The following is a 20,374-nucleotide window of genomic DNA, read 5'->3' as shown; positions in this document are numbered from 1 at the left end:
AGAGAAAAGGGGGGTGCTGTAGGCTGGCGGTAGGGTCAACCGGCAGCACGGGTTTTGTAAGGTTCTTTATTGGCCTCCACCTGTTGGAGATCGCTCAGTTCGCCGATTTCCAGATAGGGGGAAGCTTCTATATCCGTTGCATTCATCATCTCGGCAACCCGTTGCAATGCTGAGATAATCATGTGCTGTTCCCAATCCTGCAAATTCTCAAATTGTTTAATGAAGCTGGCTTGAAGTGGCGCGGGGGACTTTCGGATCACTTCTTCACCCGTGGGGGTGAGTTGGGCGTATACCTTACGCTTGTCTGTTTCGCCCCGTTGGCGGTAGATCAGACCCCGTTTTTCTAAACGATCCAGAATGGTGGTGACCGTGGCTTGGCTCAGGCTGACCTCTTTGGCCAAGGTGCCAATGGCAACTTCGCCGATCCGTCGGATAGTTTGCATGATAAGAAGCTGAGGCGCTGTCAGCCCCGAAACCTTACTCAGTTTTTTGGAGTGAAGGTCCGTGGCCCGGATAATTCGCCGCAGTGCGATGAGGACTTCATTAGTATCTTTCATTACGACTATTGCCGCAGTTGGGTTAAAAATTTCATCGTTTAGAGAAGCTTAATTACTTATAACACTAAAGCATTTAATATCTTTTTGTTAGTATAAATTATACGTAATTAGAAAGTTAAGCTATTTTACAAATAAAAATATATTTAGTACACTAAGCTTTATAAATTGAAAGCAGGTTGGCCTGCGCATCAACTAGAGATTTGAGAGGTTCAATGAATGATCGTCAGAGACTATAACAAAGCCAAAGAAACGGACCGGCGGGTAGTGGCAACTCAGTGGGAGAGCGTACGGTTGTTGCTCAAGCACGATAATATGGGCTTCTCCTTTCATATCACTACCATTTATGAAGGTGCTGAGATTCCCATGCACTATCAGCACCATTTGGAGTCGGTCTACTGTCTTTCTGGCGAAGGGGAAATAGAGACCTTGGCTGATGGTAAAGTTTACCCCATCCGACCGGGGGTAATTTACATCCTCGACCAACATGACCGGCATATTTTGCGTGCTAAAACCGAAATGCAGATGGCCTGCGTATTCAATCCGCCACTGACCGGTAAAGAGGTACACGATTCCTCCGGCGCTTATCCCTTGGAAGCCGAGGCGATTACTGCCGACTAGGGGCTATCGAGGAAGGTTGGATGGCCTTCGACGATTTCAGCAATATTTCCAAACACTGATCACAGCAATGATTGATAATCGAGACATGAATGGGCATACGGTAGAAAAGATTGGCGGGACTTCCATGTCACGTTTCCAAGAAGCGCTAGATAATATCCTGGTTGGTCACCGCAAGGGCCAGGAACTCTATAACCGAATCTTCGTGGTGTCCGCCTACGGTGGCGTCACCGATATGTTGCTAGAGCATAAAAAGTCTGGTTCTCCGGGTGTTTATGGGCTCTACACAGGGGCTGAGTCGGACTGGGCCTGGGGCGACCTGCTGAATAAGGTTGGCGAGCGTATGTGCGAGATCAATACAGACATTTTCGAGGATGATCTTAACCGCCAAAAAGCCGACCAGTTTGTCAGAGAGCGTATTGAGGGTGTTCGCTCTTGCTTGATTGATTTGCACCGGCTGTGCTCTTATGGTCATTTCCAGTTGGATGAGCATTTGATCACGGTACGGGAGATGCTCGCCGCTATTGGTGAGGCCCATAGCGCTTTTAATACAGCGCTACGGTTACAGCAGCAGGGCATCAATGCTCACTTTATTGACCTTACCGGTTGGCGTGAACTAGACAATCTCACTTTAGATGAGCGTATCAAACAGGCCTTCAGCTCCATTGACCTGGAGCGGGAATTGCCTATCGTCACGGGCTACCCTCGATGCAAGGAAGGCACTATGCAAACTTATGACCGGGGCTATTCGGAGATTACCTTCTCCAAAGTTGCGGTGCTGACTGAGGCCCGGGAGGCCATTATCCATAAGGAATATCATCTCTCCAGCGCTGATCCCAAGGTGGTGGGCAGGGATAAGGTTGAGCCCATTGGTCGCACCAACTACGATGTGGCTGACCAACTCTCCAATCTAGGCATGGAAGCAATTCACCCTCGGGCCGCCAAGGGCCTTCGCCAGCGGGATATTCCGCTCAGAGTCAAAAATGCTTTTGAGCCAGAACATGCGGGTACCCTCATTGACGGCAATTATAAGAGCGATACCCCTTGTGTGGAAATTATTGCCGGTCGCAAAGGCGTTTTTGCCATTGAATTCTTTGAGCAGGACATGGTGGGAAGCTATGGCTATGATACCCAACTGCTTAATATCCTGGAGAAATTTAAACTCAAGATCTTGGCTAAGGATACCAATGCCAATACCATCACCCATTTTGTGGCGGGCTCATTGGAATTAATCAAACGCACGACCCAGGCGATGAAGGAGCGATTTCCTTCCGCCACGGTTTCGGTGTGCAAGGTGGCCTTTATCTCGGCCATCGGTTCTAACATGAATGTGCCTGGGCTGCTGTCCAATGCTGCCAGTGCTCTAGCCAAAGCGAGTATTAATATATTGGCGCTGCATCAATCCATGCGGCAGGTGGATATGCAGTTTGTGGTGGATGAAAAAGATTATGAATCGGCGATCATTTATCTCCATGAGCATCTTATCGAGCGCTGTTCTATGCCTGCTCCTGTTTCCCTTGGGGCTGCTTAGGAAGCATTGAGTTAGAACTTGCCTTGTTTAGGCTTGGAGTTACCCTCAGGTGAGCCGGTGGATAGTTTAGAGGTATTTAGCACCTGGATTAAAGTCCGGAGATTAACGGGTTTGACCAGGTGATTATCGAAGCCCGCTTCGCGGCTGCGTTGTCGATCGGCCTCTTGGCCCCAGCCGGTTAAGGCAATAAGTACTGGTCGTTCCTCCCTCGGCCATTGCTGCAGCCGCTTTGCCACCTCATAACCATTCATCCCCGGCATTCCCAGATCTAATAGAATGAGGGTGGGTCCATATTCCCGGACTGCCTCCAGGGTAGCTTCCCCATGATAAGCCGTGCGTACCTGATAGCCTAAATTCTGCAGCACTTCTGCCATGGAATCGGCGGCATCTACATTGTCGTCTACTACCAAGATCCGGTGTGCTAGGGGTTCCTCTCCCGTTTCCTTTGGCCAATTTTCCAAGGGTTGCTCGGTAGCTTCCTCTGAGGCTAGGGGGAGTCGTATCGTAAAAGTACTGCCCTGACCAAGACCCGGGCTCGCCGCTTCTGCCTGGCCGCCATGTAACTCTACCAGGCCTTTTACCAGCGGCAGACCAATCCCCAAGCCTCCTGATGCATATCCTCCTGAGCGCTCAGCCTGGACAAACATATCGAAGATTCGAGGGAGTAATTTCTGCTCGATGCCGATGCCATCATCTTGTACGGTAATTACCACTTGCTGGTTTTCACACCAGGCTGTGAGTTGAATGTGACCCCCTGGCGGGGTGTATTTGGCAGCATTGATAAGCAGGTTTGAAACTGCCTGCGCTAATCGGGTCAAATCCGCTTGGAGTAATATCGGCATTTCAGGCATCTCCACACGCAGGGTATGTTCGCCGGCTTTAATATGGGAGCGGCTGATCTCAAGGGCGCTTTTAATGATGGTGTCCAATGTCACTTGTTCTTTGCGGAGCTGGATTTTGCCCCGGGTAATGCGGGAGACATCCAGCAGATCCTCCACCAAATGTACCAAATGTTGGAGTTGCCGTTCGGAAATGGACACCGCTTTCTCGAGGGCCTCGGGATTATTGCCTACCTGCTTGAGAATTTGGAGGGAGGTGGCAATGGGGGCGAGGGGATTGCGAAGCTCATGGGCTAGAGTAGCGAGAAATTCATCCTTGCGCCGGTCGGTTTCTGTGAGCAGTTCCGCCTGTTGGCGCAATTGCTCTTGTTGGTGCTTGTATTCGGTAATGTCACGGGCGATCTTCGAGGCGCCGATGAGCCGGCCTTGGCTATCTTGGAGGGGGGAGATAGTGAGTGAAATGGTGGCTTCACTGCCGTCCTTGCGCAGGCGCACTGTCTCGTAGGGAGCAACTCGTTCACCGCGCTGGATGTGCTCCCGCATCTGGATTTCTTCTTCCTTGTGATGGGGGGGGATGAGGAGAGTGATCGGCCGGCCAATCACCTCTTCGGCTCTATAGCCGAAGAGGTGCTCGGCACCTTGATTCCAACTCTGAATGATGCCATTGAGATCCTGGCTGAAAATGGCATCGCTAGAGGATTCGACAATGGCCGATAGCTGCGCTGCACGTTCAGAGAGTTTTCTAGGCTCGGTGAGGTCAATAACGATAGCGGAGAACCCTAAGACATGGCCGTCAATGATATCGGGGATATATTGGGCGTGCACATAGCAAGATCCGATTTCATCATAGGGGAGTTCCTTGGTATAGACCACCACTTCACCCTTTAAGGCTCGTTGCACATGTTCTTCTATGGTAGCGAAGGCATTTTTCCCGAGTATTTCCCACATGTATCGGCCCTGGATGTCTTCCAGGGGCCGTTGAAATCGTTTCTCATAGCTGGAGCTGACGTATTGATAGCGCAGATTCCGATCTAAATAGGAGATCAGGACCGAAGCCGCATCGGTGACCCGCTGTAGCATCTCCTCGCTGCGACGGAGTGCTTCTTCAGCTTTCACTTGTTGGGTGATCTCTTGGCAAGTGCCAGCAACAAACCAGGGTGCACCCGTTGGATGGTAAAAGGTTTTCCCTCGGGCCAGGAGCCAGTGGGTGGAACCGTCCGGCCATCGGCAGCGGAACCGTACTTCCACCCTTTCCTTGACCTGCTCTGCCGCTTGAGCGGTGGCCAGCACTTTGTTTTGATCTTGGGGATGAATGAATTTAAGGGCTTCTTCCAGGTGGTGAATGGGTTGTTCCGTCGGGAGCCCAAAGAGTTGATAGAGGGTCTCATCCCACTCCATCCGATCACTTTGAAAATCCCAGCGAAAGACGCCTATTCCTGAGGCAGCAAAAGCAGTGCGATAGTCCTCACCCTGAAAAAAGGATTGACTCCAGCTCACTGAGCCCGTTTTAGTAGTATCGATCATATCATTGTGCCGTTATTCTATCTTTTTGGGTACTGCCTCTGAGACTACTTTGAATTCTAATATTAGCCTAAGGGGGAAATGGGTTCAGCAATGCGGATTATGCACACTTCCGACTGGCATCTAGGGCAATATTTTATGGGAAAGAGCCGAGAACAAGAACACCAGGCCTTTCTGGATTGGCTACTGGTGCAAATCAAAGAACAGGGGGTCGATGCTCTAATTGTGGCCGGAGATATTTTCGATACGGGTACGCCGCCTAGTTATGCCCGGGCCCTGTACAATAATTTTGTGGTCTCTTTGCAACCGACGGGTTGTCAGTTAGTGGTCATCGGTGGCAATCATGATTCCGTGGCTACCCTGCATGAATCCCGGCAGTTGTTGGCGTGCCTCAATGCCCAGGTCGTAGGGGGGATAGATGGGTCTTTGGCGCAGCAGGTGAGGGTCTTGAAGCGGCGTGATGGTCAGCCGGGAGCCGTGCTGTGCGCTGTTCCCTATCTCCGTCCGCGGGAAGTATTAACCAGTCAGGCTGGGGAAAGTGGACAAGACAAACGACAAGCCCTGCAGAGTGCCATCCAGGTCCATTATGACCGTCTTTATCAATTGGCTTGCGAACAGCGGGATAGCCAGGGAGAACAATTGCCCATTATTGCCACCGGGCACCTCACCACGGTAGGAGGGGAAATATCAGAATCGGTGCGGGAAATTTATATCGGGACTTTGGAGGCGTTTCCCGCTAGCGCCTTTCCCCCGGCCGATTATATTGCCCTAGGACATTTGCACCAAGCCCAAAGGGTGGGCCAACACGATCATATTCGTTATTCCGGTTCTCCTATTCCCCTTAGCTTTGATGAGGCGGCGAGCCCTAAACAGGTGCTTTTGGCGGATTTTGCCCAAGGTAGATTGCAACAAGTGGAACCGCTACCAGTGCCCCGCTTCCAACACCTGCAAATTCTGCAAGGGAGCTTGTCGGAGATTGAAGAACAGCTCAATGAACTCATGACTTCGGTGCCCCCCCAGGAAAGCCTATGGTTGGAAGTGGAGGTGGCGGGGGATGATTACCTCAGTGATCTGCAAAATCGGGTTCAGGCTTTGTGCGAGGGCAAGCCCGTTGATCTGCTCAGGGTGCGGCGCCAGCGCCGGGGGCGGCCGGCGGCCCTGAGACGAGAGGCCAAGGAGACTTTAACAGAGCTCACTATCGAGGAGGTTTTTGAGCGGCGGTTATCCTTGGAAGATTTTCAGGATGAAGCCCTGGTTGCTAACCTGAAAACTGCGTTCCAACAGATCGCAGCAGAACTAGCGCCCGGCCAGTCAGCTAGGGAAGACTCCCAGAAGTGGGGCCGCTTATGAAAATCCTGAGCCTGCGGTTGAAAAATATTAATTCTCTCAAAGGGGAGTGGAAAATCGATTTTACGGTACCGGAATTTGCCGCCAACGGCCTCTTTGCTATTACCGGACCGACGGGGGCAGGGAAATCTAGCCTGTTGGATGCTATTTGCTTGGCCCTCTATCATCAAACCCCCCGCCTTAAGGTATCAGGAGAGAGTAATGAACTGATGACCCGACATACGGGGGAAGCCCTCGCCGAAGTGGACTTTGAAGTCAAGGGGGAGGCCTATCGGGCTTTTTGGAGCCAGCGCCGGGCCCACTATAAACCGGAAGGCAAATTGCAATCTCCCCAAGTGGAATTGGCCAAAGCCGACGGGACCATCATTGCTGATAAAATCGGTGAAAAGCTTCATCTCATCAGCGAGCTTACGGGATTGGATTTTGGCCGTTTCACCAAATCCATGTTGCTCGCCCAGGGGGGCTTTGCCGCCTTTCTCAACGCTATTCCCAATGAGCGGGCGGAACTTTTGGAAGAACTCACCGGCACTGAGATCTATGGCGAAATTTCCCGCCGGGTTTATGAGCGTAAGCGCCAGGAGGAAGTGCGGTTTAATGTGCTAAAAGCAAAGATTGAGGGGGTGGAACTGTTGGACAAGGAAGCCCTCGCTACCCTAAGGCGGGAGCAACACACTCTCGAAGAGCAGGAAAAAACACTAAAGCAAGATTTGCAGCAATTGACGGAACAAAAACAATGGCTAGAGAAAATAGAAGAGGCAGAAACCCAACGGGTTCAAGCCCGGAGTCATTGGCAAGGAGTGCAGGAGAAGATCAAAGCCCAGCAAGGGGCATTGCAAAATTTGGAGCAGGCACTGCCGGCCCTGAAGCTAAGGCCTCACTATTTGGAAGTGCAAGCTAGCCAAAAAGCCTTGGCGGAAGCAGAGCATAATCGGGAAGTTGAACAACAAAAAGCGGCAAAAAAGGACAGAGCACTGGCTGCAATTAAACAATACGTCCAGCAACAACAGACCCGGTTTGCACAACAGCGAGAGGTATGGGAAAAAACGGAAAACTTGCTCAATGAACAGGTGGTGCCTCTGGATAATCAGATTGCAGATCTTTACCGGGAGAAAAATAAACTTCAACTGAGCATTAAAGAAACCTCGGACCGGCAAGCAGCCCTGGATGAACAAGCCCAAAAACTCCAGCAACAACAGGCCCACACCCAAAGGACTTTAAAAACGGCAACAGAATATTTGCAAGCCCACGCCTCACAGGAGAAATTGGGAGAACAGCTCCCCTTATGGCGGGAACAATTCGATCGCCGGCAGCAGTTGTTTCAACAACAGCAACAACTTCAAGCTGCCCTTGAAATTCAGCAAGAAGAAATTTTAAAAAGCGATGTCCGTATCCAACAACAGACCGAAGTGATAAACCAAGGAGAACAAGCCTTAAAAGCCCTAGAAGCTCAATACCAAAAAACCTTGGCGGATAAAAACGGTCTCTTAAACCACACTCCAGAAGCCCAATGGCGGGAGCGTCAGCAACAATTGATGGAGGCCGCCCCCCACCGTTTCAAGCTCACCACCCTTCACTCCCAATACCGGGAAAGACAAGAACGCCAAGGGCAACAGGCAGCCACCTTGGTTGAGAGTCAGCAGAAATTAAAAATCCAGCAAACGGCCTTGGAAGAAACACAACAGTGTTATTGCCGGGAACAACAAAGCCTCAATGATTTGCATCGCGTGTTGGAACTGGAACAACGCATTGTGAGCCTAGAGCAGCACCGGGACCAATTACAAGAAGGGGAAGCCTGTCCCCTATGCGGCTCCAAAGCACATCCGGCGGTGGCGGCCTATCAGCAGATCGATCTCTCTGTCACTCAACAGCGCCAGCAGCAACAGAAACAGCAATTGGAATCCCTGCGTGCCCAAGAGGAACAACAAAAAGCAGCCGTTATACAGTGGGAAAATGAATGTCGCCATTTGGAACAGGCTTTAAAGGAAGGTCATCAGGTACTGGAAAATCTACAGGGAGAATGGACGCAAACCACCGCCCCGTTGGGAGTCTCTTTGAGCCTCGACCATCCCCAGGACATTGCCCGGTGGTTAGCACAAAGGGAGCAGGAAGCGGCGCAGCTTAAGCAACTGATCGGCCGGCTGGATGATTTTGATCAGCAATTGGGGGAGCAAAAGGAGGCCCTTATCCAGGCTCGCCAATCCCTTTCCGATGTCCAACACCAGCAGGCTTTAGTCGAGCAACAAAAAACCGCCCAGATGAAATCCTGTCAAGAACAGCAGCAGCATTTAAAGGGAAGACAAAAAGAATTCCAAGAACTGGAAAATAAACTGTCCGGCTCCTTGGGAGAGCTGCCTGCCTTGGACACTCAAACCCAATGGCTAGCACGGCAGCAAGGGTTATGGCGGACCTATCAGGGGATGGCGCAACAACGGCAGGAGCGGCAAACCGAGTTGACTCAACTGCACATGGAACAAACTCAACTGGAACGGGAGCAAAACCAGAATCAGAAAGAAAAAAATCAATTGTCGGAACAACTCAGCCGGATGGAGACCCGGCTTGCCCAAGACATCAAACAACGTCAGCAATTATTGGGCAATCGCACCGTGACGGAAGAAAGAAGCCGAGGGCGTGAAGCCCTGGCAACTGCCGAACAAGCGCTGTCCCAGAGCAAGCAGCAGCAAGAAAGGGCACAGGCTGAGATGAATCAATTACAGGGAGCGCTTGAAACCCTCAAGCATACTATTCAAACCCAACAGACCCACTACCAGAAAGCGCGGCAGGAATGGCAGGCGGCCTTGCAGGCAAGCCACTTTCCCAATCAGGAAAGTTTCGAGCAGGCCCTGTTGCCGCCGGAGGAATATGATCGACTCGCACAACTCAAAGAACAACTCAGCCGGGAAGCCGGCCAGGCTGAAGTCCTCTATCAGAAAGCGGAAAAAACACTCCAGTCATTACGCCAAACGCCGCTTACCCCGCAACCGCCTGCCCAGGTCCGGGAAAATTTGGAGCAGCGCCAACAGCAGTTGCACCAATTGATGAAGCGCCAGGGGGAGATCAAACAAACCTTAACCGCTGATCGGGGACGACGGGAGGCGCAGAACAAAAATCTCATGGAGATTGAGCGGCAGCAAGAGACCTATGATCTCTGGACCCAGTTAAGCAGTCTAATTGGTTCCCAAAAAGGAGATAAATTCCGCCGCTTTGCCCAGGGATTGACCCTGGATCACTTGGTGTATCTGGCTAATCGCCAACTGGAACGGCTATATGGCCGTTATTTGCTGAATCGTAAAGCGGGCGAAGAACTGGCCTTGGAGGTGGTGGATACTTGGCAAGCGGATGTGGTGCGGGACACCAAGACCTTATCCGGGGGGGAAAGCTTTCTAGTGAGTTTGGCCTTGGCCTTGGCTCTCTCGGATCTGGTCAGTCATAAAACCAGTATTGATTCTTTATTCTTGGACGAGGGTTTTGGCGCCTTGGATGGGGAAACCCTGGAAACGGCCTTGGATGCTTTGGACCACCTGAACGCCGGTGGCAAGATGATTGGGGTGATCTCCCACATTGAGGCCCTTAAAGAGCGTATTCCCACCCAGATTAATGTGAAAAAAGGAAACGGCTTAGGCTATAGCACGCTGGATAAACGTTTTGCTGTAATTGGGTGAGGCCTTTTTTGGGCAAGAGAAAAATGCCGCAGAAAGAAATGATCTAACTGTGAGGGGAGGGATTATGATGATCATGATTGTTTTGCTGATAGGGATACTCATCACCGGCATGGGGGTGGCTGTTTTGATCTCACCGGCCCGGCTGCGGTGGCTGCTGGATTGGTTTCTAGAGCGTAAAAATTTCTACTGGGTTGCCGCCATTCGTATTATCACCGGCGGGGTCTTTATCCTTGCCGCCCCGGAAACTCGAATGCCGACCTTGATCCTCACTTTGGGCGTGCTGTTCATTGCGGCGGGAATAACGATCCTGTTCCTCGGAAAGGAGCGGATTGATCGGCTGGCGGCGTGGTGGCTTACCCAATCTAATAGCATCTTGAGACTATGGGCGCTTGCCGCCGTGGCCTTTGGCGGGCTGATTATTTGGTGTGCGGTGTGAAAGGATCATTAACAACGCTAGTGAAATGATCCGGTTATAAAGCCCCACGAAAAGTTTCTTTCCATTCCTTCTTCCCTGGCGGGAGAAGGGTAGGATGAGGGGGAATAGAGTTCATTGCTAAGCTTTTCCTCCCCTACTGGCACTTTCAGAACAGCTGCAAACACCCAGCCCCCGGAAGGGGGCTTAGTGGTGAAGAGCTTTAGCTAAATAAGTTTGCATCCAAGCGGGCATTCTGGTTCACCGTGGGGCTGATGTTGGGGGCAAACAAGCCAAAGTTGGCCACGTTATTGGCCGCATTGATATTCAGGGATTGGAACTGATTAATCTCCTGGTTCAGATCGATATCAACGGCCACATTGGCAAAACTCAAGCCGGGAAGTCCGAGGGCCTTCCCGCCCCGCAGGGTGGACATCTGCCGGGAGTCCAGGGTTCTGTTTTCAGCTAAATCGGCAATGGTAATGGACGTCATGTTACTTTCCTCTGTCAAGCGGGGGGGCCGTTGGCCCCCCTCGTTCATCTAGGCCGGGTTGAGTTTAGAGAAGAAACCCACCCACATTCACATTGTTCTGGGCATGCTGGTTCTGAGTGTTGGTGTTGCGCACATCAGAGAACCCGAAGTTGGCCACATTGTTGCCCACCGCATTATTAATGCCCTGGAACTGGTCGATGGACTGGACCGGATTGACGCTAACGAAGCGGTCCCCCATGGGTCCCCAGTACAGGCTGCGGCTTTTAAGGGCGCGCATACCGCCGCGGATGGAAGTCATGGCGTCCTGGTCCAGGGTTTTGCTCTCGGCCAAGTCAGCGATAAAGAGTGTGCTCATAGTGTGTTCTCCTTTAAATTGAAAGTTAAGTCGTTCATTAAGCTTTAAATTGGGAACCGAAATTTTTTCGGTGCTTGCCCAACAGAATGCAGTTGCCGTGCCAAGCGGGTGGTTGGGAGGGTGTGATATTTTTAAGTTTTTGATTTAAAATAGATTATATTTTTAATCCAGGATATGCCTGATGACTTAATGGAAGAGTAATATTTGAAAAGTTGGTTTGTTGGCAACAATAAAGACGGGGTGTTTGTTGGCGGGTTGCTTTCGGGAGCAAAGGGCAAAGAAAATATGGAAAGGGGTTGTGGGTGGGGGATGACAGGGAAGTAAGTCCCCGCCGCTTGGGGGGCGTTTGCTTATCCATAGCAATCCTAGAGAAATTGTGGCTCTCTGTATAACTTATTGTTATTACTGGGTAATTAAAGGCGTACTGAGTAAAGTACCAATTTCTTATGGCTAGAAAGTTTCTGTTATAACATAGATTTTTTATATCTATCCGATGCTTGGCAATCCCCCAAAACCAAAAAAGCAGGTCAATAATTGAACAGAGAACAACTGAAACAACTGGAAGACGATCTTTGGTCGGCCGCCGACAACCTGCGCGCCAATTCCGACCTCAAAGCCTCTGAATACAGCACCCCGGTGCTGGGGCTGATCTTCCTCAAGTTTGCCGACATCAATTACCGGCGACACGAGGCAGCTATTCTTAAGGAATACCAAAAGCTCAAAGGCGGGCGTCGGGAAAAATCGCTGAATGAAATCGCGGTGGCCAAGTGCGGCTTTTACCTGCCGGATCACGCCCGTTACAGCCACCTGCTGAACCTGCCCGAAAGCCGGGACATCGCCAAGGCCATTGAAAAGGCAATGGAAGCCATCGAGGAGTATAAGCCCGAGCTCCAGGGCAGCCTGCCCAAGGACGGGTATTACCGGCTGACCCGCACCCAGGAAACCAAACTACTGCCCTTCGACCTGCTGCGTCAGTTTGACAACATCCCGGACGACGCCGGCGGCGATGTGTTCGGCCAGATCTACGAGTATTTTCTTGGCAAATTCGCCCTTGCCGAAGGCCAGGGCGGCGGAGAGTTCTTTACCCCGCGCTCGGTGGTGCGGCTGATGGTGGAGATCATCGAGCCCCACGGCGGCACGGTGTTCGATCCCGCCTGCGGTTCCGGCGGCATGTTCGTGCAATCGGCGCAGTTTATCGAAAGACACCGTGAAGAGTTTGAAGCCCGGGGCGAAGACACCAGCGTGTTCGTCTCCGGGCAGGAAAAAAGCTCGGAAACGGTCAAGCTGGCGCGCATGAACCTGGCCGTCAACGGCCTGCGCGGGCAGATCCTGCAGGGCATTTCCTACTACGACGATCACTTCGGCTCTTTCGGCAAGTTCGACTATGTGCTGGCCAATCCGCCGTTCAACGTGGATGAAGTGTCGCTCTCCGGGGTGGAAAAAGACCCGCGCTTCAACACCTACGGCATTCCGCGCAAAAAGACCAAGGCGAAGAAATCCGAACGGGGCAAGGAGACGGTGCCCAACGCCAACTACCTGTGGATCAACCTGTTCGCCACCTCGCTCCGTGAGCCCGACGACAAGCATCCCGGCGGGCGCGCCGCGCTGGTCATGGCCAACTCCGCCTCCGATGCGCGCCACTCCGAGGCCGACATCCGCCGGACCCTAATCGAAAACAACCTCATCTACGGCATGCTCACCCTGCCGTCGAATATGTTCTACACCGTCACCCTGCCCGCCACCCTGTGGTTCTTCGACAAGGGCAAGACGGACGAGCGCATTCTGTTTATCGATGCGCGCAATATCTTTACCCCCATCGACCGCGCCCACCGCGAATTCTCGGAAGAGCAAATCCAGAACATCGCCATCATCAGCCGCCTGCACAAAGGCCGCCGCGACGAATTCATCGCGCTTATCGACCACTATTTCGAGCAGGGCATGGCGCGGCTGGCGGACAATCGCCGGCAGGTGGAGCCGGTGGCCGAACAACTGCTGGCGGTGCTGGATGACGAGGCCGGTAAAAGAGCCGTGGCCGGCCTGGTGGAGACCTGGGGCGGCCTCGCGCCCCTGGAAAAAGCCTGGGCCGACTATCAGAAGAAACACACTGGCAAGGCGTCCGTCGATAAAAAGAACCGCGCCCAGCAAACCCTGCGCGCCACCTTCGACCCGTTTTTCACCGCCCTGCACGACAGCCTCAAGCAGATCGACAAGGCCGTGCGCCGCCACGAAAAAACGCTGGCGGAAGCCGCCAAACAGGCCGGCAAACGCCAGAGCGCCGACCGCGTCACCCGGCAACTCAAAGCCGCGTTGGAAGAATTGCACAAGGAAGTGAAAAACGCCGAAAGCAGCTTCGGCCATATCCATTGGTTGCAGGAACGCTTCCCCGAAGCGAAATACGAAGATGTCACCGGCCTGTGCAAACTGGCCAGTCTGGCCGAAGTGAAAGAGCAGGACTATTCGCTGAATCCGGGGCGTTATGTGGGTGTGGTGATTGAGGAAGATGGGAAGACGGAGGAGGAGTTTATTGCTGATTTGGTTTCGTTTCAGGAGCAGCTAAACGTGCTCACTGAACAATCAGCCCATCTCGAGAATACCATAGCGCAGAATATTTCTAAAATTGTAGGCGAATGAACACGTCTGTTCCAATGATAACGATTGGCGACTTAGTCGAACAGAAGGAGGCAAAGATTCAAACTGGGCCTTTTGGCACCCAATTGAAGGCTTCCGAATACGTCGATTGCGGCATACCTGTGATCAATGTCCGAAACGTAGGCTTTGGGGATATAAGGGACGCTGACCTAGAGTTCATCACAAATGCCAAAGCTGAAAAGCTTAATGCCCACCGTCTGCAAAAAGGTGACATCGTTTTTGGAAGGAAGGGAGCAGTTGAGAGGCATGCTTTAATTGGCGCGAAGCAAGATGGCTGGGTACAAGGTTCGGATTGTCTCCGATTACGTTTGAACGGCACTACGATTTGTGGAAGATATGCATCGTACTACCTTAGAACGCGCGCTCACCAAGACTGGATGCAGGCGCTGTGCTCCTTTGGGGCGACTATGGCATCACTGAATCATGATATCGTTAAACGAATAGCGATACCGCTTCCTAGTCGCACCACCCAACGCAAAATCGCCGCTATCCTGACGGCCTACGACGATCTAATCGAAGTCAACAAGCGCCGCATCGCGCTGCTGGAAAAAATGGCCGAGGAACTTTACCGCGAATGGTTTGTGCGCCTGCGCTTTCCCGGTTATCAGGACACCCGTTTTGTGAAAGGTGTGCCGGAGGGGTGGCCTTTCGATGTTGGCGCGGTTTTCTTCGATCATATCAAAGGAAAGTCATATGCTTCACATGAGATTTCGGATGAAGACGGCGCCTGCTTCTTTATTACACTGAAGTCTTTTCATCGTCGGGGCGGCTACCGAAAGGAAGGACTGAAATATTTTTCAGGTTCTTATAAAGAAGGTCAGTGCGTAGAGGCGGGTGACGTGGTTATGGCTGTAACCGATATGACACAAGACCGCGCAGTTGTCGGTGAAGTTGCCCGTATACCGAATTTGTATGGAAAAAAAGCGGTGATTTCACTCGACGTTATTCGATTGATGCCTAAAAAGATGTCAACGACATTTCTTTACTCGTATATGCGATATTCGGGGTTTGCGAATTACATTAAGGAGTTCGCCAATGGCGCAAATGTACTCCATTTGAAGCCTGACTTGATAGGAAAGCAAAAGTTACTTTTCCCACCTGCTGACTTACGAGATAAATTTTCTAACCTTGTTGAGCCTTTTTACCAGGAAATAGATGCGTTGGAGGAAGCGAATGGAGTGCTCACCAAAACCCGCGACCTCCTCCTTCCCCGCCTGATCTCCGGCAAGCTCTCAGTGGAAGACCTGGACATCCAGTTCCCGCCCAGCATGCAGGAAGACACGCCAGCCGCCCCAGCCGAACAGGAGGCCTCACCAGAGACCCGCTATGCCTGAAGCGCCAATAAACAATAGCCGGAACGCCGCCAGGTTCCCGGCGACTGTTCAAAACAGCGCAAATCTGAGAAGATGCCGGATGACTTTCTCAAAAATCGCTATTTTTGAGCAGGTCCGCCCATCAACCCGCAGGGACCTTTGCTATGGTGCTGACCATCCGGGAACACTTTCCTCCCAAGGGGCTACTGGAAACCCCGGCGGTGTTGCGGGCGCTGGTGGCGGCGCATCGTCATCTAGCCGAGCTGAAAGGCGTGGCGCGCAGCATCCCCAACGAGCGGTTGCTGGTGTCCACCCTGTCACTGCAGGAGGCGCAAAGCAGCTCGGAAATCGAGAACATCATCACCACCCAGGACGCGCTGTACCGCTATCAGGTCCAACCCGGCTCGGTGGACCCGGCCGGCAAGGAGGTGGCCTGGTATGCCCAGAGTCTGGAGGTCGGTTTTCAGGAAGTGCGTGCGTCCGGGCTGTTGCGCTTAAGCACCATTCTCAAGGTGCAGGCCACGCTGGAGGGCAACGACGCCGGCTTGCGTCGCACCCCCGGCACCGTGCTGAAGAACGAACGCAGCGGTGAGGTGGTGTATGAACCGCCGTCGCCGGAACAGTTGCCCGCCCTGATGGACGAGCTGGTGAGCTGGATTCATGCCGATACCGATGCCGGAAACGGGCTGGACCCGCTGGTGCGCATGGCCGTGATGCACCATCAATTCGAGACCATCCATCCTTTCTATGACGGCAATGGCCGCACCGGGCGCATTCTCAATATCCTGTTTCTGGTGCGCGCCGGGTTGCTGGACTCACCCATCCTGTATCTGAGCCGCTACATCAGCCAGACCAAGGCGGAGTATTACGCCGGGTTGCGGAAGGTGCGCGACAGCGGCGAATGGGAAGGCTGGCTGCTCTACCTGCTGCGCGGTATCGCGGTGACCGCGCGCCACACCACCGCGCTGGTGGAACAGATCGCCCGCTTGCTGCAAAAGCAAAAGCACGGCATTCGCGCCCATTACCGCTTTTACAGCCAGGATCTGATCAACAATATTTTTTACCATCCCTATACCAAGGTGGCCTTTGTCGAGCAGGACCTGGGCGTATCGCGCGCCACCGCCAGCCGCTATCTGGATGAGCTTGACCGGGGCGGTATTCTCGACAAGCATCGACTGGGACGCGAAAACTACTATATCAACCGGGAGCTGGTGCAACTGCTGTTCAACCTGCCGCCCTTGGACATGAACACAGAGCACTAGCCAATGCCTAACTTCCTGTCTGAAGACAACATCGAACAGGCCATGGTGCAGCGTTTGCAGCATCTGTATGGCTACGATGTGCTGGATTGCTACACCAGTGATGCCGCGGACCTTAATGACGGCTCACAGCGCGCGGACAAGCGCGAGGTGATTTTGCGTGATCGTCTGAAAGCCGCAGCGGTGCGCCTCAATCCGGAGATTCCCGAAGCCGCCATTGACGATGCGCTGGACCAGGTCTGCGACCAACGCCAGGCCATGGCCACCATGGTGGCCAACCGCGAGCTGGATAGCCTGATCCGGGATGGTGTGCGGGTCGAGTTCAAGGACAGTGAGGGTCGTAACCGCAAAGAGCGGGTCAAGCTGATTGACTTTGAAGCGCCGGAGAATAACCACTTTCTCGCGGTGACTCAGCTATGGATTCAAAGTACCGGCGCGGCGGCCAAGGCGGGCTATCGGCGGCCGGACATTCTGCTGTATATCAATGGGCTGCCATTAGTGTTTATCGAGTTGAAGAACTCCAACGTCAAGCTGCGTAGTGCCTACGACGACAACTTGACCAATTACAAGGCCGACATTCCACAGTTGTTCCTCACCAATGTGTTTTGTGTATTCAGTAACGGCCTGGAAACACGCCTGGGCAGCCTGAGTGCCGAGTGGGAGCACTTTTTCCATTGGCTGCGCCCGGAAGACGAAAAGGAAAAAATACGTCGCGAGCAGATTCGCGAGCAGGGCACCAGTAGCGAGCGCTTTCTGCAGGGCCTGTGCGCCAAAGACAAACTGCTGGACTATGTGGAAAACTTTGTCATTTACCACAAGGGCACGCAGAAAATCATTGCCCAGAACCACCAGTTCCTTGGCGTTAATCGGGCTTTCAGGGTATTTGTTGAGCGGCGAGGGTGGCTTGAACAGCAGAAGGGTTTAGCAGACAAGGAACCCCTCACCCCGGCCCTCTCCCAGGGGGAGAGGGAGAAAACAGGCGCTCACTATCGGGCAGGGTATGACTTTTCGGGTCTGGTAACTCGTGCCCGGGAACTCCGTCAACGACAGACACCTGCTGAGGACGTTCTATGGCAGTTGCTGAGAAACCGGCAATTCCTCGGCCTGAAATTTCGCAGACAGCATCAGCTTGGAGATTTCATTGCCGATTTCTACTGCGATGAGCACAAGCTGGTTGTTGAAGTGGACGGCAGTATCCATGCAACGGTAGAAAAAACACAGCATGACAGAACTCGTCAATTGATACTCGAAGGGCAGGGTTTCCAGGTTATCCAACTCTCCAACGAATTAATCCTCAATAATCCCGAAGCAGCGCTTGAATCAATCGCCGCAAAGCTCCCCCTTCCTGATGAAAGCGCGGCCGACGAGCGCACGACGCCGAACAAACCCCAACCGCAAAACCGCCCCTCTCCCTCTGGGAGAGGGGCTGGGGGTGAGGGTAAGACGCCGTTCAAGGCCAACAGGCTGGGCGTCTTTTGGCATACCCAGGGCTCGGGCAAGAGTTTTTCGATGATCTTCTACGCGCGCAAGATCATCCGCAAGGTGCCGGGCAATTACAGCTTTTTGGTGGTGACCGACCGCGACGACCTCGACCGGCAGATTTATCGCAACTTCCTCAATACCGAAACCGTCAAGAAGGCCGATGCCGCCCAGCCCAAAGACAGCGAACAAATGCGCGCCTTTCTCGGCCAGAACAAGAAACTGGTGTTTACCCTGATTCAGAAATTCCGCTGGCCCAAGGGCAAGCGCTACCCGCTGCTGTCGGATCGCGACGACATTATTGTGATTGTGGATGAGGCACACCGGACCCAGTACAAGACCCTGGCCGAGAACATGCGCGCCGGCCTGCCCCATGCCCAGTACCTGGCCTTTACCGGCACGCCCCTGCTGGGGCGCGAGCGCAAGACCAACGACTGGTTTGGTGATTATGTATCGGAATACAGCTTCAGCCAGTCCATGGACGATGGCGCCACTGTGCCGCTGTTCTACAAAAAACGCGTGCCGGAGGTCTTGAACCAGAACGAGGAACTAAGCGACGATTTTTACGAGATTCTGGAGGACGAAAACCTCGACGAAGCGCAGCAGGAAAAGCTGGAGCGTCGTTTTGCCACGGAACTGCAAGTGATCAAACGCGATGACCGGCTGGAGACCATCGCCCGGGATCTGGTCTACCACTTCCCGCGCCGTGGTTATCTTGGCAAGGGCATGCTGATCGCCGTGGACAAGTTCACCGCCGTGAAGATGTACGACAAGGTACAACGGCTGTGGAAAGAGGACATCAAATCGCTGCGCGGCGAGATCAAGAAAAGCGTAGACGAGGTGCACAAGGCGCGCTTGCAGAGGCAGCTCGACTGGATGCGCAAGGTGGAAATGGCGGTGGTGGTCAGTGCCGAGAACGGCGAGGAAGAAAAATTCGACGCCCAGGGCCTGGACATCCGCCCGCATCGCAAACGCATGGTTCAACTGGACGCCCACGGCCACGATCTGGAATACAGCTACAAAGACCCGGAGCACCCGCTGCAACTGGTGTTCGTGTGCGCCATGTGGCTGACCGGATTTGATGCGCCGACAGTCTCAACGCTCTACCTCGATAAGCCACAGAAAGACCACACACTGATGCAGACCATCGCCCGTGCCAACCGGGTGAGCTCGCATCGCATCAACGGTGTGGAGAAGACCAACGGCGAAATCGTCGATTATTACGGCGTCATCGGCCGCCTCAGGAAAGCAATTAAGGATTACGGCCAGGGTGACGACGGGCTAGATGAACCACCAGTCAAGGATAAGGAGGAACTGTTTTGCTTGCTGGCCGATGCCATTGAGCAGGCGCGCCTCTTCTGTGCCGAGCGCGAGATTGTTATCGACGCGGCACTGGCAGCAGACGATGTGTTCAAGCAGGTCAGCCTGTTTGAAGAATGGGCAGACACCTTGCTCTCGAAAGATGAATGGCGGCAATCCTTCAAGGTGTTAGAGAATACTATTACCGCGCTTTATGAAGCCTGCAAGCCGGAGATTCTGGGTGATCCAGTCGTGCGCAAGGTGGCTTTATTTCAATATCTACGCGGCGTGCTTGACAGCATTATTCAGCAGCAGGACATTGATCCTGCTACCAAAAAAATTAACGAGTTGCTCGATGAAAGCCTGATTGTGGATGATCAGAAATTCAGCCAGGTCAAAGAGGAGTCGGGCGGATGGAAGATTGAACAGAAAGGCCAGACATGGGATCTGAGCAAAATCGACTTCGACAAACTGAAAGAAGACTTCAAACAGGCCAAGTACAAAAACATCGAAATTGCCGACTTGCGCGCCTTTCTGGAAAAGAAACTGCAGGACATGCTCAATAAAAACCGCACCCGACGAGATTTTGCCGAACGGCTACAGGAAATCATCGACAACTATAACGCGGGCAGTAATTCGGCGGACAGTGACTTTACCGAGCTGGTTAAATTCGCCGAATCACTCAAGCAAGAAGAAGATCGACATATCCGTGAAGGCTTGAGCGAGGACGAGCTGGAAATCTACGATTTGTTATGTAAGGAAAACATGACCAAGGCGGAGGAAAAGAAAGTGCGTTTGGCAGCCAGAGCCTTATTGAAACGCCTGACCGAAGAAAAGCCAAAAGTGTTGGTGCAGGACTGGTACAAAGACAGCCAGACACGGCTTGCTGTGCGTGATGAAGTGGGTGCGGTACTGGATGAGTACCTTCCCGAAGACAGCTATGACAAAGAGCTGTTTTTACTCAAGCGTGACAGGGTGTTTGAGCTGACGCTTGATCTGGCGATCAACCACCAGCGCTGGGCGGCATAGCGCTCACAATGCCTAAC

The 20,374-nt window shown here is 52.9% G+C and carries 13 protein-coding genes; 9 read left to right on the top strand and 4 right to left on the bottom strand.

What is annotated here, in order from left to right:
* Positions 1-35: 35 nt before the first annotated feature.
* A complete protein-coding gene (locus E3U44_RS13835) occupies positions 36-557 on the bottom strand; it encodes a MarR family winged helix-turn-helix transcriptional regulator (protein WP_134358725.1) in 522 nt (173 codons plus the stop codon).
* Positions 558-773: 216 nt separating this feature from the next.
* Between E3U44_RS13835 and E3U44_RS13830 the strand changes: the two genes are divergently transcribed.
* Positions 774-1,175, top strand: a complete 402-nt coding sequence (locus E3U44_RS13830; RefSeq protein WP_134358724.1) for an ectoine synthase — start codon at positions 774-776, stop codon at positions 1,173-1,175.
* Between the two features lie 67 nt (positions 1,176-1,242).
* Positions 1,243-2,703 carry an aspartate kinase gene (locus E3U44_RS13825; protein WP_240761508.1) on the top strand — a complete coding sequence of 487 codons (1,461 nt, stop codon included), beginning with the start codon at positions 1,243-1,245 and terminating at the stop codon, positions 2,701-2,703.
* A gap of 11 nt (positions 2,704-2,714) precedes the next feature.
* On the opposite strand, the gene E3U44_RS13820 is transcribed toward E3U44_RS13825, so the two are convergent.
* On the bottom strand, positions 2,715-5,066 hold the full coding sequence (locus E3U44_RS13820) for a hybrid sensor histidine kinase/response regulator (protein WP_134358723.1): 2,352 nt from the start codon (positions 5,064-5,066) through the stop codon (positions 2,715-2,717).
* A gap of 90 nt (positions 5,067-5,156) precedes the next feature.
* Between E3U44_RS13820 and sbcD the strand changes: the two genes are divergently transcribed.
* The 3 genes from sbcD (at position 5,157) to E3U44_RS13805 (ending at position 10,505) form a co-directional block, all read left to right on the top strand.
* The gene (sbcD, locus tag E3U44_RS13815; RefSeq protein ID WP_240761506.1) at positions 5,157-6,413 is read left to right on the top strand and encodes an exonuclease subunit SbcD; all 1,257 of its coding nucleotides are present in this window, start codon (positions 5,157-5,159) and stop codon (positions 6,411-6,413) included.
* A complete protein-coding gene (locus E3U44_RS13810; protein WP_134358721.1) occupies positions 6,410-10,069 on the top strand; it encodes an AAA family ATPase in 3,660 nt (1,219 codons plus the stop codon). Before sbcD ends, E3U44_RS13810 begins: the two co-directional genes overlap by 4 nt.
* A 64-nt stretch (positions 10,070-10,133) precedes the next feature.
* Positions 10,134-10,505 carry a hypothetical protein gene (locus tag E3U44_RS13805; protein WP_134358720.1) on the top strand — a complete coding sequence of 124 codons (372 nt, stop codon included), beginning with the start codon at positions 10,134-10,136 and terminating at the stop codon, positions 10,503-10,505.
* A gap of 199 nt (positions 10,506-10,704) precedes the next feature.
* Here the strand turns inward: E3U44_RS13805 and E3U44_RS13800 are convergent, their stop codons facing one another.
* Together E3U44_RS13800 and E3U44_RS13795 are read right to left on the bottom strand one after the other, a co-directional pair.
* Positions 10,705-10,974: a hypothetical protein gene (locus E3U44_RS13800; RefSeq protein ID WP_134358719.1), complete on the bottom strand. Its 270-nt coding sequence runs from the start codon at positions 10,972-10,974 to the stop codon at positions 10,705-10,707.
* Between the two features lie 64 nt (positions 10,975-11,038).
* Positions 11,039-11,329, bottom strand: a complete 291-nt coding sequence (locus E3U44_RS13795; protein WP_134358718.1) for a hypothetical protein — start codon at positions 11,327-11,329, stop codon at positions 11,039-11,041.
* A 534-nt stretch (positions 11,330-11,863) separates the two neighbouring features.
* Between E3U44_RS13795 and E3U44_RS13790 the strand changes: the two genes are divergently transcribed.
* From E3U44_RS13790 to E3U44_RS13775, 4 genes are all read left to right on the top strand, one after another.
* Positions 11,864-13,960, top strand: coding sequence for a type I restriction-modification system subunit M (locus E3U44_RS13790; protein ID WP_134358717.1), 2,097 nt, complete (start codon positions 11,864-11,866; stop codon positions 13,958-13,960).
* Positions 13,957-15,312 (top strand): restriction endonuclease subunit S, encoded by a 1,356-nt coding sequence (locus E3U44_RS13785; RefSeq protein WP_134358716.1) that lies wholly within the window; start codon positions 13,957-13,959, stop codon positions 15,310-15,312. Before E3U44_RS13790 ends, E3U44_RS13785 begins: the two co-directional genes overlap by 4 nt.
* Positions 15,313-15,455: 143 nt before the next feature.
* Entirely contained in the window at positions 15,456-16,553 is a 1,098-nt protein-coding gene (locus E3U44_RS13780) for a Fic family protein (protein WP_134358715.1), read from the top strand.
* Between the two features lie 3 nt (positions 16,554-16,556).
* Complete coding sequence (locus E3U44_RS13775; protein ID WP_134358714.1) at positions 16,557-20,357, top strand: HsdR family type I site-specific deoxyribonuclease; 3,801 nt, start codon at positions 16,557-16,559, stop codon at positions 20,355-20,357.
* Positions 20,358-20,374 lie beyond the last annotated feature (17 nt).

It is taken from the genome of Nitrosococcus wardiae, assembly GCF_004421105.1.
Taxonomy (GTDB): domain Bacteria; phylum Pseudomonadota; class Gammaproteobacteria; order Nitrosococcales; family Nitrosococcaceae; genus Nitrosococcus; species Nitrosococcus wardiae.
The sequence above is the reverse complement of the archived record's forward strand: the minus strand, read 5'-3'. Positions and strand labels throughout refer to the sequence as shown.

What these genes read in the sequence shown, in the direction of transcription:
- E3U44_RS13835 (WP_134358725.1), bottom strand. Translation starts at nt 557, where the DNA reads ATGAAAGATACTAATGAAGTCCTCATCGCACTGCGGCGAATTATCCGG.
- E3U44_RS13830 (WP_134358724.1), top strand. Translation starts at nt 774, where the DNA reads ATGATCGTCAGAGACTATAACAAAGCCAAAGAAACGGACCGGCGGGTA.
- E3U44_RS13825 (WP_240761508.1), top strand. Translation starts at nt 1,243, where the DNA reads ATGATTGATAATCGAGACATGAATGGGCATACGGTAGAAAAGATTGGC.
- E3U44_RS13820 (WP_134358723.1), bottom strand. Translation starts at nt 5,066, where the DNA reads ATGATCGATACTACTAAAACGGGCTCAGTGAGCTGGAGTCAATCCTTT.
- sbcD (WP_240761506.1), top strand. Translation starts at nt 5,157, where the DNA reads ATGCGGATTATGCACACTTCCGACTGGCATCTAGGGCAATATTTTATG.
- E3U44_RS13810 (WP_134358721.1), top strand. Translation starts at nt 6,410, where the DNA reads ATGAAAATCCTGAGCCTGCGGTTGAAAAATATTAATTCTCTCAAAGGG.
- E3U44_RS13805 (WP_134358720.1), top strand. Translation starts at nt 10,134, where the DNA reads ATGATGATCATGATTGTTTTGCTGATAGGGATACTCATCACCGGCATG.
- E3U44_RS13800 (WP_134358719.1), bottom strand. Translation starts at nt 10,974, where the DNA reads ATGACGTCCATTACCATTGCCGATTTAGCTGAAAACAGAACCCTGGAC.
- E3U44_RS13795 (WP_134358718.1), bottom strand. Translation starts at nt 11,329, where the DNA reads ATGAGCACACTCTTTATCGCTGACTTGGCCGAGAGCAAAACCCTGGAC.
- E3U44_RS13785 (WP_134358716.1), top strand. Translation starts at nt 13,957, where the DNA reads ATGAACACGTCTGTTCCAATGATAACGATTGGCGACTTAGTCGAACAG.
- E3U44_RS13780 (WP_134358715.1), top strand. Translation starts at nt 15,456, where the DNA reads ATGGTGCTGACCATCCGGGAACACTTTCCTCCCAAGGGGCTACTGGAA.
- E3U44_RS13775 (WP_134358714.1), top strand. Translation starts at nt 16,557, where the DNA reads ATGCCTAACTTCCTGTCTGAAGACAACATCGAACAGGCCATGGTGCAG.